Source organism: Pseudomonas sp. Pseusp15, assembly GCF_059492165.1.
In genome coordinates, this window is sequence record NZ_CP168523.1 from 4,610,561 (window position 1) to 4,625,201 (window position 14,641).

Genomic DNA, 14,641 nt, shown 5'->3' on the forward strand with positions numbered 1-14,641 from the left:
GGTCTACAATCGAAAACTCTGCGAACAATCTTTTACGTGATGTCTTTTGCGAGACGTCTTTCACAAGAGGAACTCAGCAATGAAGATCCTGATAAAAGAATTGGCAACATCCCGCTGGCAGGTTCGCCTGGATCAACACGCTGTGACGTTCCGCAGTGAAGCCGAAGCCCTGGCCTTCACTAAAACCCTTGAAGCGCGCTTGCTCGCGCCCCATCAGATTCCCGGCCGTCAGCAGCGCACTGCTGGCTGAGTCCGTCCTCAGGCCTGGGCTTGTTCCAACGCCCGGGCATTCTGCAAACGCCGGGTGAGCATCGCCACGCTCACCACCACAATTGCGCACAGGCTGATGACCATGGCCATCGGCATGGCACTGCCATCGTGCAAAACACCCACCAGCGCCGCGGCCCCGGCGGCGACGCTGAATTGCAGGCAACCGAGCATCGCCGAGGCACTGCCCGCCCGTGCGCCCTGGCCGCTCATCGCGCAGGCCGAGGCGTTGGGCACGATACAACCCAGGCTGGCGATGCAGACAAAAAGCGGAATCAGCAACGGCCACAAGTGCGCAGGGTGCAGCGAGCTGACCGCCAACAGGGCCAGGCCGCCCGCCAGGTAGAGCCAGACAGTGCGCGCCAGCAAGAAGGCCGGACCGCGTCTCGCCAGCAACCGGGCATTGACCTGGGCCACCAGGATGAACCCCGCCGCGTTTATCCCGAACAGCCAGCCGAAATGCTCGGCCGGCACACCATAGAGTTTGATGAAGACGAACGGCGAGCCCGCGATGTAGGCAAACATCCCGGCGATGGCGACACCACCGGTCAGGGCATGACCGAGGAATATCGGGTCCGCCAGCAACCGACCGTACTGGCGTAGTGCGCCCGACAACGGTTGGCGCGGCACATGGGCCGGTAGACTTTCCGGTAGCCCGAGAGCCACCGCCAACCCGGCCAGCGCACTGAAACCGGTCAGCACAAGAAAGATCGACTGCCAACCCGTCGTGTTGACCAACAACCCGCCCAGCATCGGCGCAAGAATCGGCGCCAGGCCCATCACCAGCATCAACTGCGAAAAGACCTTCGCCGACCCCACCGCATCGCATTTATCGCTGACCACTGCCCGGGCGATCACCATGCCCGCGCAACCACCCAGCGCCTGGACAAAACGGGCACCGATCAGCCACTCAAGACTCGGCGCGTAAGCACAGGCCAATGAGGCCACGGTGAATAAACCGACACCGGTCAGCAAGGGAAGCCGTCGCCCAAAGCGATCCGCCACCGGGCCGTACGCCAGTTGGCCGATGGACAGCCCTAGGAAATAGGCTGCCAGGGTCAGTTGAACGTGTTTTTCGTCGGTGCCGAAAGCGAGCGCCATCGCCGGGAAGGCCGGCAGGTAGAAATCGATCGCCAGGGGACCGAAAGCGCTCAAGGCGCCGAGAATCAGGATTGTGCGCAGGTTCATCAGGCGTCCAGGTTGGGCAGACAGGTTAGCCATGGATCGGCAGGCTGACAGTCTAGCCGGGCGTGGACGCCTTGAACATTCCGATAGGTCGCTAACTATTAAAAATAGCTCAGGCCTGTTTTACCCCGTAACCCTCTTCAGTGATGGCGGCGATTACCTGATCGGCTGTCAGCACACTTTCTACGCCGACTTCTTTTGCCGCCAGATCGATGCGTACGCTGGCTGCCGGATCCTTGGCTTGCAGCGCCTCAGTGATAGCCTTGACGCAGTGACCGCAGGACATGCCTTCAACGTTGAACACTTGCATGGGACGTCTCCTTTAATGAAGCCCTTACATGAGGGTTGCGCGCAGTCTCGAGCTTGCCACCATGGCAAGGTCAAGTTCTGAAGCAAGCTGCCGGGCTGGCAATCGGCGTCGCGCTCGGCCAAGCTGCGTCCATCTATGACTCGACATCAGGAGATTCAGCCATGCGCTGGTCAGCTCTCAGCCTGTTTGGCTTCCTCAGCCTCTTTGCCGCGACACCTTCGGTTCAAGCCGCCGGGGAGGACTACGGCGTGCTGATCATTTCCCGCGAGCGCCTGGAAGTGTCGACTTCCTGCGAGATCGGCGTGTACATCCAGGATCAGTTGGCCGGGCGGCTGTTCCAGGAACAGAGCACCTCGTTCAACCTGCCGCCGGGCAATGTGTCCCTGCGCCTCAAACTGCTGCCGGGTCAGGCGCCGGGCTGCAACCCGGGCATGCTCGCGCCGGGGTCGCAGGACATCAAACTCAAGGCTGGGGATGTGTTGAAGTTCCGGATTGCGATGACGCAGGAAGGGATGTACCTCAAGCCTGCAGCTTTGGAATACTGAGTCGGCTGCGATCTTTTGATCTGAGACATGGCACTTGACCTTGCCAGCATGGCAAGGTTGATCCTGTAGGCAATTTCTACAGGGAGCGTGACCGATGTCCGAATCCACCACTTTCGATCTGCCGATTGCCGGCATGACCTGCGCCAGTTGCGCCGGGCGTGTCGAGCGTGCCTTGAGCAAAGTCATCGGCGCCACGGCCGTCAGCGTCAACCTGGCCACCGAACAGGCCCGAGTGCAAGCGCCCAGTGACAGCCTGCCGGCCTTGATGGACGCCGTGCAGCGGGCTGGTTACAGCGTGCCGCAGCAGACCCTTGAATTGAGTATCGACGGCATGACCTGTGCGTCTTGCGTCGGCCGCGTCGAACGGGCACTGACCAAGGTGCCGGGAGTGAAAAGTGTCAGCGTCAACCTGGCCAACGAACGGGCGCACCTTGAGCTGCTCGGCCAGGTCGATCCGCAAACCTTGATCGGCGCCGTGACCAAGGCCGGTTATTCCGCCCGCGTCTGGGAAGTCGAACACCCGCAAACCGATAATCAGCAACAACGCCTGCAGCGCGAACGCTGGGCCTTGCTGGCGGCCATCGCCCTCGCCTTGCCGCTGGTGCTGCCGATGCTGCTGCAACCTTTCGGTGTGCACTGGATGCTCCCGGCGTGGGTGCAGTTCGCGCTGGCAACGCCCGTGCAATTCGTCTTCGGCGCCCGCTTCTATGTCGCTGCGTGGAAAGCCGTGCGCGCCGGTGCCGGCAACATGGATTTGCTGGTGGCTCTGGGCACCAGCGCCGGCTACGGCTTGAGCGTTTACGAGTGGGCCACCGCTGCCGGTCGCATGCCGCACCTGTATTTCGAAGCCTCGGCGGTGGTGATTGCCTTGGTGTTGCTGGGCAAATACCTGGAAAGCCGCGCCAAGCGCCAGACTGCCAGCGCCATCCGCGCCCTCGAAGCCTTGCGTCCGGAGCGAGCCATTCAAGTGATCGACGGCCGCGAGCAGGAGGTTGCGATCAGCGCTTTGCGCCTCAACGATCTGGTTCTGGTAAAACCCGGCGAGCGCTTCCCGGTGGATGGCGAAGTGGTGGAAGGCCAGAGCCACGCCGATGAAGCATTGATCAGCGGCGAAAGCCTGCCGGTGCCCAAAGCTCCGGGCGACAAGGTCACCGGCGGTGCGATCAACGGTGAAGGTCGGCTGCTGGTGCGGACCATGGCGCTCGGCGCAGAAACCGTGCTGGCGCGGATCATCCGCCTGGTCGAAGACGCGCAGGCGGCGAAAGCGCCGATCCAGAAACTGGTGGATAAAGTCAGCCAGGTGTTCGTGCCCGTGGTGCTGCTGATTACACTGGCGACCCTGGTTGGTTGGTGGCTGTATGGCGCGCCGCTGGAAACTGCATTGATCAACGCCGTCGCGGTGTTGGTGATCGCCTGTCCTTGTGCGCTCGGGTTGGCCACTCCGACCGCAATCATGGCAGGCACCGGTGTGGCGGCGCACCACGGAATTCTGATCAAGGATGCCGAAGCCCTGGAGCGCGCCCACGAAGTCAGCGCCGTGGTGTTCGACAAGACCGGCACACTGACCTCGGGCACGCCGCGCATCGCGCATTTGAGTGCCATCGAGGGTGACGAAGCCGCCTTGCTGCAAATGGCCGGAGCGCTGCAACGGGGCAGTGAGCACCCGCTGGCCAAGGCGGTGCTGGATGCCTGCACCGAACGCGGCTTGACCGTGGCCGATGTCAGCGACAGTCAATCGCTGACCGGGCGCGGCATTGCCGGCAGCCTCGATGGTCGGCGATTGGCCCTGGGCAATCGGCGTTTGCTGGAAGAAAGTGGCTTGAATGCCGGACCATTGGCTGACTCCGCAAGCGCTTGGGAAACCGAAGGCCGGACGCTGTCCTGGTTGATCGAACAAAGCCCCGAACCTCGGGTGCTGGGCCTGTTCGCCTTCGGTGACACGCTCAAGCCCGGTGCCCTGCAAGCGGTGCAACGCCTAAGCGCCCGCAATATCAGCAGCCACCTGCTGACCGGCGATAACCGCGGCAGCGCCAAAGTCGTCGCCCAAGCGCTGGGCATCAAGGATGTTCACGCCGAAGTACTGCCGGCGGACAAAGCCGCCACCGTCGCCGCGCTGAAAAAAACCGGCGTGGTGGCGATGGTCGGCGACGGCATCAACGACGCCCCGGCCCTGGCTGCTGCTGATATCGGCATTGCCATGGGCGGCGGCACCGATGTCGCCATGCACGCTGCCGGTATCACTCTGATGCGCGGTGACCCACGGCTGGTGCCGGCGGCGCTGGAGATCAGCCGCAAGACCTACGCGAAAATTCGCCAGAACCTGTTCTGGGCCTTCGTCTATAACCTGATCGGCCTGCCACTGGCGGCATTCGGCTTCCTCAACCCGGTGCTGGCCGGCGCCGCCATGGCGCTGTCGAGCGTCAGCGTGGTGAGCAATGCGTTACTGTTGAAAACCTGGAAACCCAAAGACCCGGAGGACAACCGATGAACATTGGCCAAGCGGCCCGCCAGAGCGGTCTGAGCGCGAAGATGATCCGTTATTACGAATCCATCGGCCTGCTCAAGGCGGCCCATCGCACCGACAGTGGCTACCGGGTCTATGGCGACGACGACCTGCACACCCTGGCGTTCATCAAGCGCTCTCGGGACTTGGGTTTTTCACTGGAAGAAGTCGGCAAACTACTGACCCTCTGGCAGGATCGCCAGCGCGCCAGTGCCGATGTGAAGGCCTTGGCCCGTCAGCACATCGATGAGCTGAACCAGAAAATTCGCGAACTTGGTCAGTTGCGCGACACCCTGCAAGACCTCGTAGAACACTGCCACGGCGACCACCGCCCGGACTGCCCGATTCTCAAGGAGCTGGCCTCGGGTTGCTGCGTCGAACCCGCTCATTCTTGAGCGCCAACCCCTTCACCACCAGCAACAGGGTGAGGGGAATGCCGTGGAACAACAACACCACCGCGCCGGGTGTCCACCAGGAATAGAACGGCGCGGCGATCAACATGCCGACGCCGAACCCGGTCATTTGCAGCAGCGTCAGAAAACTGAAAATCGGCAGGCGCAGGCTGTCCGGTTCACGTTGCAGGCGCGACATCAGGCCGACCTCCGAAAAACCGTCGCCTATCCCGGCGGGCAACGAAAACAGCAGCAAACCGTACAGGGTCTGCTGCTGAAACGTCAGGATGAAACCGCAGGACATCAGCAACACGCCAAAGAAAAATCGCCGCTCAAGGTGCGCGTTGTCCGTGCCTTTCAGGCGACTGGCGATTCGCGCACCGATGAACTTGCCGCAGGCCCACACCGCCAGCATCAGGCCCAGGGTGGTGCTGGCCGACTCGGGTGTGAGCAGTTTTGAAATGATTGGAAGACCGACGTTGTGCGCGGCGCTGCCCAAGGTGTCGGCCATGGCGACGGCCAACATCGCCGCCAGTACCGGCGCCGTGCGCAAACCCTGGCGCAAGGCCTGCCATTCGCCCTGTTTGTGAAGAGGTTCATCACAGCTGGGGGCCGGTCCGCAAAACCGCAGTGGCACAATCAGCAGCGCTGCCAGCAGGTACGTGACCACGTTCAATGCAAATACTGTTTCAAAGCCAAATCCCGCCACCAACAACCCAGCCACCAGACTCCCGCTGACCATCGCCGCAGACGACGCTGAGGTTATCCAGGCGTTGGTCTTGAGTAATTGCGCCTCTTCGATCAGGTGCGGCAACTGGCTGTTGAGGCCGATGGCGAACATCGAATTACCAAACCCCAGGCCAAACGCGATCAGCGGTAATAGCAACGCTTGTTGGCTGACCGGCAGCACCAGCAGCAGACCCAGCAAACCGGCACGCAGCAGATCGAAGGCAATCAGCGGCAGGCGCCCGGCCCAGCGGCGATAGAACCGGGTACCGATCAGGCTGGCCAGGATCCCCCCGGCGACACGGCTGGCGAGGAAGATGCCGACGCTCATGGCGCTATTGCTGAGCAGGTAGACGTAGGTAGCCAGGGCGACCATGTTGAGGAAAGCGCCGAAGTCCGAAATCAGCCGGGCGGCGATGATCAACTGAGCATTGCGGATGGAGTTCACATTCAGTCCTTGAGTGTGCGGGGTATTGCTGGTGTAAAAAACCCGGCCAAAGCCGGGTTTTGGGTCAACCGATCACTGCATCCACGGCGGAGGCGGTTCTTCGGCTTTGCTCGGTGGCGCATCGTCCGCCGCCCGAATCGCTTGGCGACGCTCTTCGTCGAGACGGGCCGCCTCGATCTCGCGCATGATCCCGCCGACGTCCGCCAGTTCTTCCGGCTCGTCGAACTCGCCGGTCAACACGCTGGCCGGGTGCAAGGTACCGGCTTCGTACAATGCCCACATCTCCTTGGCGTACTTGGTGCGTTTCAACTCCGGCGCAAAGCGACCGAAGTACGACGCCATGTTGCCCACGTCCCGCTCCAGCATACTGAACGCGTGGTTGTTGCCCGCCGCATCCACTGCTTGCGGGAGGTCGATGATGACCGGGCCGGTCGGCGTCAGCAGCACGTTGAACTCGGACAGGTCACCGTGCACCAGACCGGTACACAACATCAGCACGATTTGCGAAATCAGATAGGCGTGATATTCGCGTGCCTGATCCGGCTCCAGCACCACATCGTTCAGGCGTGGCGCGGCATCGCCGTACTCGTCGGCCACCAGCTCCATCAGCAGCACGCCTTCGAGGAAGTCGTACGGCTTGGGTACCCGCACCCCGGCACTGGCCAGGCGGAACAGCGCCGCCACTTCGGCGTTCTGCCAGGCGTCTTCGGTTTCCTTGCGGCCAAACTTGGAGCCCTTGGCCATTGCGCGAGCCTGCCGGCTGTTGCGCACCTTGCGACCTTCCTGATACTCGGCCGCCTGACGAAAACTGCGTTTGTTCGCCTCCTTGTAGACCTTGGCACAACGCAGCTCGTTGCCGCAGCGCACCACATAAACAGCTGCTTCTTTACCACTCATGAGTGGGCGCAGCACCTCGTCGACCAGACCGTCCTCGATCAGGGGTTCAATGCGTTTTGGAGTCTTCATCAGCTTTTATTGTGGGTCCTTTATTACCAAACACGCGAAAGTCATTCGTTATACGGCAATCCTCTCATTCGGGGGAGGGGTTGCCGACCTATGAACGTTCCCATGAACATCAAGAAGCACACAATGTGCCGGATTAATCAGGCAAAACTCATCGACCGCCCCGGATCATAGCTGAGCGAGAACCACTTGTTGACGACGGAGTGCCAAGGTATTTGCGACAGAATCTAACCTCGATCCCTGGCGTTCGCAGGATTTTTCTCAAAAGACCTCAATTTCCCCGCGCTTCAGCCGAAGTCATTAGAGAGAAAAGGAATTGTCTGACAATCGCCTCAACAACAATCAAGAAGGCGCGCTCAAGGATCGGGGCGTATCAAACGTTTTCGGCTGCCAATAATCCGCGAGTCATCAGTACTGCGTGGGCCTACAAGAAAAACTGGAGCGCGGATGAACATCAAACAGAAGTTGACCTGGGCGTTTGCAATCATCGCCTGCTTGCCCGTGGTGCTGGTCGCCACCCTCGTCGTGCTGAACTTGCGCAGTGATGCCAAGGACAATTTTGTCGACGGCAGTGGCCGCGAGATTCGTCAGGTCAGCAATGCCATGCAGCTGTTCTTTGATGGCATCAGCCAGAACGTTGACTACCTGGCGACCCAACCGCTGATCAAGAACTCCGACGACAGCCTCAAGACCTACATGAGTGCCAACGCCGAGAGCATTCCCCAAGGCGAAATGGACAAGAAGGTCTTCGCCCTCCTCCAGGACCTTGGCAACAGCCACCCGGCCTACGCCTACGCGATTCTCGGGACGGCGGCGGGCGGTTACGTGTCCTGGCCGGACGATGCGAAGCTGAGCAATTACGACCCGCGCCAGCGCCCGTGGTACAAGGCGGCCCAGGCCAAGCCGGGCAAACCGCTTCGCACCGAGGCCTATTACTGGGCTCAGGATGACGCGACCTACGTCAGCACCGTGCGCACCATCGATAACAAACTGGGCAGCAATGGCGGCGTGGTCAGCATCGACGTGACGCTCAAGCAGCTCACCGAAATCGTCAAACAGATCAAACTCGGCGAAACCGGCTACCTGATGCTGGTGGAAAACACCGGCACCATACTGGTCGATCCCAAGCAGCCGGAACACAACTTCAAAGCACTGAGCAGCCTCGGCGACGGTTACGCGCAACTCGGCAAGGCCGGCAAAGGGCTGGTGGAGGTTGAGCTCAATGGCGAGCGCTACATGGCCAACGTCTGGCCGTCGGAGCAACTGGGCTGGACCTTTATCGGCCTGATCAAGCAGACCGACGTGATGAGCTCGGCCACTCAACTGACCTGGCTGATCGCGATCATCGCGGCGGTACTGGCGGTGTTCTTCGCCATCGTCGGCGCCAGTTTCGCCAGCCTGATCGTGCGGCCGATCCGCAGCGTGGCCAGCGGTCTGGAAGGCATCGCCCAGGGCGAAGGCGACCTGACCAAGAACCTGCACATCCGTGGCAGCGATGAAACCGCGCAACTGGCCAACTGGTTCAACCAGTTTCTGGCGGCGATCCGCAACCTGATTCAGAGCATCGGCGGCGCCGCGACCAAGATCCTCGCCACCTCCAAGAGTTCGACCCAAGTGTCCAGCGACATGGCCGAAGCCGCCGGGCGTCAGCGTGAAGCGGTGGACATGGTGTCCACGGCGTTCCACGAAATGGTCGCCACCGCCAACGAAGTCGCGCGCTCTTGCAGCCAGGCCGCCGAGTCGGCCGACAGCGGTCAGCGCCAGGCCCGTGAAGGCCAGCAGCAGATCGATGCCGCGGTGAGCAGTGTCGATCGCTTGAGCCAGGAAATCGAACAGTCGGCGCAATCGATGCAACAGCTTGAGCGCGACAGCAACGACATTCAGTCGATCCTCGGGACCATCCGTTCCATCGCCGAACAGACCAACCTGCTGGCGCTGAACGCCGCCATCGAAGCGGCCCGGGCCGGTGAACAGGGTCGTGGCTTTGCGGTGGTGGCGGATGAAGTTCGCGCCCTGGCCAAACGAACTGCCGATTCCACGGCGGAAATCGACGGCCTGCTGGGCAACCTGGCCAAGCGCACCAGTCAGGTAACACAGCAGATGCATGCGAGCCTGGAGGTGTCTCAGCAATCGGTGACCCGCATCGGTGAAGCGCGCAGCAGCTTTGGGCAGATCCGTGAGTCGGTGGATGTGATTCGCGACATGAATACTCAAATCGCCACGGCGGCTGAGGAACAGCATCAGGTGGCCGAGGACATCAATCGGCATATCAGCCAGATTCATGGCGATGCGCAGTTGGTGGCGGAATTGGCAAACTCGGCGCGGCTGGATTCTCAGAGCCTGGCAGGGTTGTCGAATGAGCTGGACGGGTTGGTTCGCCGCTTCAGAACCTGAAGTCACTGATCCAACTGGTCGAAACCGATACCTGTGGCGAGGGAGCTTGTCGGATCGCCGCACCGTCCCGCTCGGCTGCGAAGCAGTCGTAAACCGGCAAACGCGGAATATCTAATGCACCGCGTTGGCTGAATTGGGACCGCTTCGCGCTCCAGCGGGAGCAAGCTCCCTCGCCACAATTACTGTTTGAACAACTCCCCGGGGGTAAACCCGAACAACCCCTTGAACGCCGCAATAAACGCCGACGTCGAGTCATACCCGCAAGACAGCGCGGCATTGGTCACGCTGTCCCCCTCCTCCAGCAAACTCAACGACGACAGCAGCCGCATGCGCTGCCGCCAACTGCGGAAGCTCAACCCGGTCTCGCGCTGAAACAGCCGCATCAGGGTTTTCTCCGACATGCCCAAACGCTCGGCCCATTCCTGCAAGGTCACCGTGCACTCGGGACTTTCGATCAGTTCGTTGCACAAACCCAGCAGTCGCTCATGCCGGGGCAGCGGCAAGGAAAACCCCACCTCCGGCAGACTCGCCAACTGATCGAGCAGCACGCCCACCAATCGCGCCTCCTGACTGTCGCCCTGTGGATACTCCACCGGCAACTGGCAAAAGCGCTTGATCAGCTCCCGCGCCAAAGGCGTGACTTCCAGCACCCGGCAACGCCCGTCCGCCCATTGGCAGTCCTCGCGGCGCACATACAGGCTGCGCATTTCGGCACGCATCGAGGTCACGACCTGATGTTCGAGATCCGCCGGAATCCAGATGCCCCACTGCGGCGGCGCAAAGAAACTGCCCTCGGCGGTGTGCACGCCGAGAACGCCGCTGATGGCGTAGGAAAACTGCACCCAATCATGACGATGAGGCGGCGTCCACGAACCGGCGTTCAGGCTTTCCGCCCGCGCATACAACGGACGCGGCAACACCGTCAGCGCCGGGATGGTCCGCTCGAGGGTAAGTTGTCCGTTAGTCGGCATTGATTGGCCTTATGTCGCAAGACGGCTGACAGGGCCGACGTTAGGCTAAGTCATCAATTCTTACAAATGGATTCGGTGCCGGTTATGCATGCCTTCAAACACCTTAAACGCGTGGTCACCGACTGGTTCTTGTGCGGCATGCTGATCGCCACGCTGCTGGCGTATTTCTTCCCGACCTTCGGCGCTACCGGCGGCGGGATGCACGCTGAGTATGTAATCAACATCGGTGTGTTCCTGGTGTTCTTCCTGCACGGGGTCAACCTCTCCAGCGAGCAGATCCGCCACGGGCTGAAAAACTGGAAGCTGCACGTGATGGTTCAAGCCTTCACCTTTGCGGTGTTTCCGTTGATCTGGCTGCTGAGCGACACACTGCTGGGCTCACACATTCCATCGTTGCTGATGCTCGGTTTCCTCTACCTCTGCGCCCTGCCCTCGACCATCTCTTCGTCCGTGGCCCTGACCGGCAGCGCGGGCGGCAACGTACCGGCGGCGATTCTCAACGCGAGCCTGTCCAGCGTCTTGGGGATTTTCCTGACACCGTTGCTGGTGAGTTTCGTGGTCGGCAGCGGCGCTGGCGGCATCGACCTGGGTTCAACCCTGCTCGACTTGTGCGCGATGCTGTTGTTGCCGCTGGTACTCGGGCAATTGCTGCGGCCATGGCTGGGCAGGTTTTTCGCTCGGCACAAGCGCTACACCAACATCGCCGACAAGCTGGTGATCCTGCTGCTGGTGTACTCGGCGTTCTGTAACTCGATGGTCTCGGGGATGTGGCAGCAACAGGGCAACAGCGTGATTCTCACGGCGTTGATTGGCAGCGCGATTCTGCTGGCGATCATCCTGTGGATGACCACCCGCACCGCCCACGCGCTGAAGTTCAGCCCCGCCGACGAGATCGCCGCAGTGTTCTGCGCCAGCAAGAAGTCCCTGGCGGCCGGGGCACCGATGGCGGCGCTGATCTTCGGCGCCAACCCCGGCCTTGGGTTGATCCTGCTGCCGATCATGATCTACCACCCGTTGCAGCTGATCGTGTGCTCGGTGATGGCCGAGGGTTACGCCAACCGCAACCGGCAACTGGCCGCGCAGCAAAACGCGGCAGTGCTCAGCCCTCAATAATCAGCGCTCGATAATCGCCGTCACGCCCTGACCGCCGGCGGCGCAGATCGAAATCAACCCTCGGCCCTTGCCCGCCGCGTCCAGCAGCTTCGCCAAGTTGGCGACGATGCGCGCACCGGTGGCGGCAAACGGATGCCCGACGGCCAGTGAACTGCCTTTGACGTTGAGGCGACTGCGGTCGATGGAACCCAGCGCCGCGTCGAGGCCGAGACGGGTTTTGCAGTACTCCGGATCTTCCCAGGCCTTCAACGTACACAGCACCTGCGCGGCAAACGCTTCGTGGATTTCGTAGTAATCGAAATCCTGCAAGGTCAGGCCGTTGCGCGCCAGCAATCGCGGCACCGCATACACCGGCGCCATCAGCAGCCCTTCGGCACCGTTGACGAAATCCACCGCCGCCGCCTCGCCATCGCGCCAATAGGCAAGCACCGGCAAACCGCGCTCCTTCGCCCATTCCTCGCTGCCCAACAGCACCACCGACGCACCATCGGTGAGTGGCGTGGAGTTGCCCGCGGTCAGGGTGCCCTTGGCACTTTTCTCGAAGGCCGGTTTCAGTGAGGCGAGTTTTTCCAGGGTCAGCTCCGGGCGCAGGTTGTTGTCCCGAGTCAGGCCGAGGAACGGCGTCATCAGATCGTTGTGCCAGCCTTCGGCGTAGGACGCCGCCAGTTTCTGATGGCTTTCGAGGGTCAGCCGATCCTGCTCGTCACGCGGGATGCCCCAGGTCTGGGCCATCAATTCACAGTGTTCGCCCATCGACCGGCCGGTGCGCGGCTCGCCGATACTTGGAAAGTCCGGGATCAGGTGTCGGGGACGCAATTGCAGGAAGGTTTTCAGTTTGTCAGCGGTGCTTTTGGCGCGGTTGGCTTGCAAGAGAATCTTGCGCAAGTCTTCGTTGACACCGATCGGCACGTCCGAGGCCGTGTCGACGCCGCCGGCAATGCCACATTCGATTTGCCCCAGGGCGATTTTGTTCGCCACCAGCAATGTTGCCTCCAGCCCCGTACCGCAGGCTTGCTGGATGTCGTAGGCCGGCGTTGTCGGCGACAACCGCGAGCCCAATACGCATTCACGGGTCAGGCCGTAGTCGCGCAAATACTTGAGCAAGGCCCCGGCGGCCACTTCGCCCATGCGCACACCGTGCAGGTTATAGCGCTCGATCAGGCCTTCCAGCGCTGCGGTGAACATCGCCTGGTTACTGGCAGTGGCGTACGGCCCGTTGGACCGGGCAAAAGGAATACGGTTACCACCGATAATCGCGACGCGACGCAGCTGAGTCATGAAAAAAGCTCCTTCTGATAGTCAATGGTGAACACACATCCCTGTGGGAGCGGGCTGCAATTCCTGAAAGACCTGCTAAACCCAAGCTCAAACCAACCTGCAATGTTCAAGCGTAGGCCTTATCTCGTGGATCGAACGACTAATTGCCATTCCTGGTCCACACTTTTAACCCCGGCTTCTGGAGCGTGATTCATGTCTGACCGCTATATCGACTTCGCCAATTCGTCCATCGGCCATCGTGTGGTCGGTGCCCTGGGTCTGCCGTCGCCGGTACGGCTGGAACGCTGGCAAGCAGGCCGATTGCGGCCTGTCGAGGGGGCGCTGTTGATTGGCGGTGGCCCGCTGACGGAAAAAGTCAGCACCCTCGCCAACCGCTTGACCGACACGATTTACAGCTACGGCACCGACCCGACCCTGGCCACCGCGTGGATTCCCGGCCACGGCCAGAAACTCAAAGCCGTGGTGTTCGACGCCAGTGACCTGGTGCAGGTCGATCAGCTGAAACAGCTGCGCGAGTTCTTCCAGCCACTGATGAAAAACCTCGATCACCATGCGCACCTGGTGATTCTTGGTCGCGCGCCAGAGACCTTGAGCGACCCGTTCGCCGCCAGCACCCAACGGGCGCTGGAAGGGTTCAGCCGTTCGCTGGCCAAGGAACTGCGCAACGGCGGCACCTTGCAGCTGATCTATGTCGGCGAAGGGGCCGAAGATCAACTCGAAGGCCCGTTGCGATTTTTCCTCTCGCCCAAAAGTGCGTTCATTTCCGGACAAGTCATACGTTTGAAGGCGTGTGCGACGCAGGTGATGGACTGGACACGCCCCTTGTCAGGGCGCAAGGCACTGGTAACCGGGGCAGCCCGGGGCATCGGCGCCTCGATCGCCGAAACCCTGGCCCGGGACGGCGCCGAGGTGATCCTGCTCGACGTGGCGCCGGCCAAAACCGATCTCGACGCCCTGGCCGCTCGCCTCGGCGGACGCAGCATCACCCTGGACATCTGCGCCGAAAACGCCGCCACGCAACTGATCGAACACTTGCCGGACGGCGTCGACATCGTGGTGCACAACGCGGGCATCACCCGGGATAAAACCCTGGCCAACATGACCCCGGAATTCTGGGACGCGGTGCTGGCGGTCAACCTCAACGCACCGCAAGTGCTGACCAAGGCGCTGCTCGACAGCGGCACCCTGCGCGACGACGGCCGAGTGATCCTGCTGGCGTCCATCAGCGGCATCGCCGGCAATCGCGGGCAAACCAATTACGCCGCGAGCAAGGCCGGGCTGATTGGCCTGGCCCAGGCCTGGGCGCCACTGCTGGCAGGGCGCGGCATCAGCATCAACGCGGTGGCGCCAGGGTTTATCGAAACCCAGATGACCGCGCACCTGCCCTTCGGCGTACGCGAAGCCGGGCGGCGCTTGAGTTCGTTGGGCCAGGGCGGCCTGCCGCAAGACGTCGCCGAAGCCGTGGCCTGGATGGCACAACCGGGCACCGGAGCGTTTACCGGGCAAGCACTGCGCGTGTGCGGGCAAAGCGTGTTGGGAGCCTGAC

The 14,641-nt window shown here is 61.7% G+C and carries 13 protein-coding genes and 1 pseudogene; 8 read left to right on the plus strand and 6 right to left on the minus strand.

Going from position 1 to position 14,641, the window contains the following annotated elements; genetic code table 11:
• Positions 1 to 79 precede the first annotated feature (79 nt).
• Entirely contained in the window at positions 80 to 250 is a 171-nt protein-coding gene (locus ACEN8R_RS20865) for a hypothetical protein (RefSeq protein ID WP_018928382.1), read from the plus strand.
• 8 nt (positions 251 to 258) lie between these two features.
• Here the strand turns inward: ACEN8R_RS20865 and ACEN8R_RS20870 are convergent, their stop codons facing one another.
• Positions 259 to 1,455, minus strand: coding sequence for a multidrug effflux MFS transporter (locus ACEN8R_RS20870; RefSeq protein WP_019582302.1), 1,197 nt, complete (start codon positions 1,453 to 1,455; stop codon positions 259 to 261).
• Positions 1,456 to 1,564: 109 nt separating this feature from the next.
• On the minus strand, positions 1,565 to 1,762 hold the full coding sequence (locus tag ACEN8R_RS20875) for a heavy-metal-associated domain-containing protein (RefSeq protein ID WP_018928384.1): 198 nt from the start codon (positions 1,760 to 1,762) through the stop codon (positions 1,565 to 1,567).
• A gap of 161 nt (positions 1,763 to 1,923) precedes the next feature.
• Here ACEN8R_RS20875 and ACEN8R_RS20880 point away from each other — a divergent pair, with 161 nt between their 5' ends.
• The 3 genes from ACEN8R_RS20880 to cueR all read left to right on the plus strand — a co-directional run bounded on the left by ACEN8R_RS20880 (position 1,924) and on the right by cueR (position 5,205).
• A complete protein-coding gene (locus ACEN8R_RS20880; protein WP_018928385.1) occupies positions 1,924 to 2,307 on the plus strand; it encodes a hypothetical protein in 384 nt (127 codons plus the stop codon).
• 94 nt (positions 2,308 to 2,401) lie between these two features.
• Complete coding sequence (locus ACEN8R_RS20885; RefSeq protein ID WP_495624331.1) at positions 2,402 to 4,795, plus strand: heavy metal translocating P-type ATPase; 2,394 nt, start codon at positions 2,402 to 2,404, stop codon at positions 4,793 to 4,795.
• On the plus strand, positions 4,792 to 5,205 hold the full coding sequence (cueR, locus tag ACEN8R_RS20890) for a Cu(I)-responsive transcriptional regulator (protein ID WP_007940146.1): 414 nt from the start codon (positions 4,792 to 4,794) through the stop codon (positions 5,203 to 5,205). Before ACEN8R_RS20885 ends, cueR begins: the two co-directional genes overlap by 4 nt.
• Here cueR and ACEN8R_RS20895 read toward each other — a convergent pair.
• Together ACEN8R_RS20895 and ACEN8R_RS20900 are read right to left on the minus strand one after the other, a co-directional pair.
• The gene (locus ACEN8R_RS20895; protein ID WP_096481218.1) at positions 5,159 to 6,376 is read right to left on the minus strand and encodes an MFS transporter; all 1,218 of its coding nucleotides are present in this window, start codon (positions 6,374 to 6,376) and stop codon (positions 5,159 to 5,161) included. The genes cueR and ACEN8R_RS20895 overlap by 47 nt on opposite strands.
• A gap of 72 nt (positions 6,377 to 6,448) precedes the next feature.
• A complete protein-coding gene (locus tag ACEN8R_RS20900) occupies positions 6,449 to 7,342 on the minus strand; it encodes a PA4780 family RIO1-like protein kinase (RefSeq protein ID WP_018928388.1) in 894 nt (297 codons plus the stop codon).
• Positions 7,343 to 7,942: 600 nt separating this feature from the next.
• On the opposite strand from ACEN8R_RS20900, the pseudogene ACEN8R_RS20905 reads away from it, so the two are divergent.
• Together ACEN8R_RS20905 and ACEN8R_RS20910 are read left to right on the plus strand one after the other, a co-directional pair.
• A pseudogene (locus tag ACEN8R_RS20905) lies at positions 7,943 to 8,875 on the plus strand (cache domain-containing protein); the annotation flags it as partial.
• A 129-nt stretch (positions 8,876 to 9,004) separates the two neighbouring features.
• Positions 9,005 to 9,733, plus strand: coding sequence for a methyl-accepting chemotaxis protein (locus ACEN8R_RS20910; RefSeq protein ID WP_370694720.1), 729 nt, complete (start codon positions 9,005 to 9,007; stop codon positions 9,731 to 9,733).
• A gap of 179 nt (positions 9,734 to 9,912) precedes the next feature.
• Here the strand turns inward: ACEN8R_RS20910 and ACEN8R_RS20915 are convergent, their stop codons facing one another.
• Positions 9,913 to 10,704, minus strand: a complete 792-nt coding sequence (locus ACEN8R_RS20915) for an AraC family transcriptional regulator (protein WP_018928390.1) — start codon at positions 10,702 to 10,704, stop codon at positions 9,913 to 9,915.
• A gap of 84 nt (positions 10,705 to 10,788) precedes the next feature.
• Here ACEN8R_RS20915 and ACEN8R_RS20920 point away from each other — a divergent pair, with 84 nt between their 5' ends.
• Complete coding sequence (locus ACEN8R_RS20920) at positions 10,789 to 11,817, plus strand: bile acid:sodium symporter family protein (protein WP_258613053.1); 1,029 nt, start codon at positions 10,789 to 10,791, stop codon at positions 11,815 to 11,817.
• Here the strand turns inward: ACEN8R_RS20920 and ACEN8R_RS20925 are convergent, their stop codons facing one another.
• The gene (locus ACEN8R_RS20925; RefSeq protein ID WP_064616081.1) at positions 11,818 to 13,095 is read right to left on the minus strand and encodes an acetyl-CoA C-acetyltransferase; all 1,278 of its coding nucleotides are present in this window, start codon (positions 13,093 to 13,095) and stop codon (positions 11,818 to 11,820) included.
• 192 nt (positions 13,096 to 13,287) lie between these two features.
• On the opposite strand from ACEN8R_RS20925, the gene ACEN8R_RS20930 reads away from it, so the two are divergent.
• Positions 13,288 to 14,640: a 3-oxoacyl-ACP reductase gene (locus tag ACEN8R_RS20930; protein ID WP_258613052.1), complete on the plus strand. Its 1,353-nt coding sequence runs from the start codon at positions 13,288 to 13,290 to the stop codon at positions 14,638 to 14,640.
• The last annotated feature ends 1 nt before the right edge of the window (position 14,641 follow it).

Coding starts and splice junctions, on each gene's coding strand:
- ACEN8R_RS20925 (WP_064616081.1), bottom strand. CDS start 13,095: ATGACTCAGCTGCGTCGCGTCGCGATTATCGGTGGTAACCGTATTCCT.
- ACEN8R_RS20900 (WP_018928388.1), bottom strand. CDS start 7,342: ATGAAGACTCCAAAACGCATTGAACCCCTGATCGAGGACGGTCTGGTC.
- ACEN8R_RS20930 (WP_258613052.1), top strand. CDS start 13,288: ATGTCTGACCGCTATATCGACTTCGCCAATTCGTCCATCGGCCATCGT.
- ACEN8R_RS20910 (WP_370694720.1), top strand. CDS start 9,005: ATGGTGTCCACGGCGTTCCACGAAATGGTCGCCACCGCCAACGAAGTC.
- ACEN8R_RS20870 (WP_019582302.1), bottom strand. CDS start 1,455: ATGAACCTGCGCACAATCCTGATTCTCGGCGCCTTGAGCGCTTTCGGT.
- ACEN8R_RS20915 (WP_018928390.1), bottom strand. CDS start 10,704: ATGCCGACTAACGGACAACTTACCCTCGAGCGGACCATCCCGGCGCTG.
- ACEN8R_RS20875 (WP_018928384.1), bottom strand. CDS start 1,762: ATGCAAGTGTTCAACGTTGAAGGCATGTCCTGCGGTCACTGCGTCAAG.
- ACEN8R_RS20885 (WP_495624331.1), top strand. CDS start 2,402: ATGTCCGAATCCACCACTTTCGATCTGCCGATTGCCGGCATGACCTGC.
- ACEN8R_RS20920 (WP_258613053.1), top strand. CDS start 10,789: ATGCATGCCTTCAAACACCTTAAACGCGTGGTCACCGACTGGTTCTTG.
- cueR (WP_007940146.1), top strand. CDS start 4,792: ATGAACATTGGCCAAGCGGCCCGCCAGAGCGGTCTGAGCGCGAAGATG.
- ACEN8R_RS20865 (WP_018928382.1), top strand. CDS start 80: ATGAAGATCCTGATAAAAGAATTGGCAACATCCCGCTGGCAGGTTCGC.
- ACEN8R_RS20880 (WP_018928385.1), top strand. CDS start 1,924: ATGCGCTGGTCAGCTCTCAGCCTGTTTGGCTTCCTCAGCCTCTTTGCC.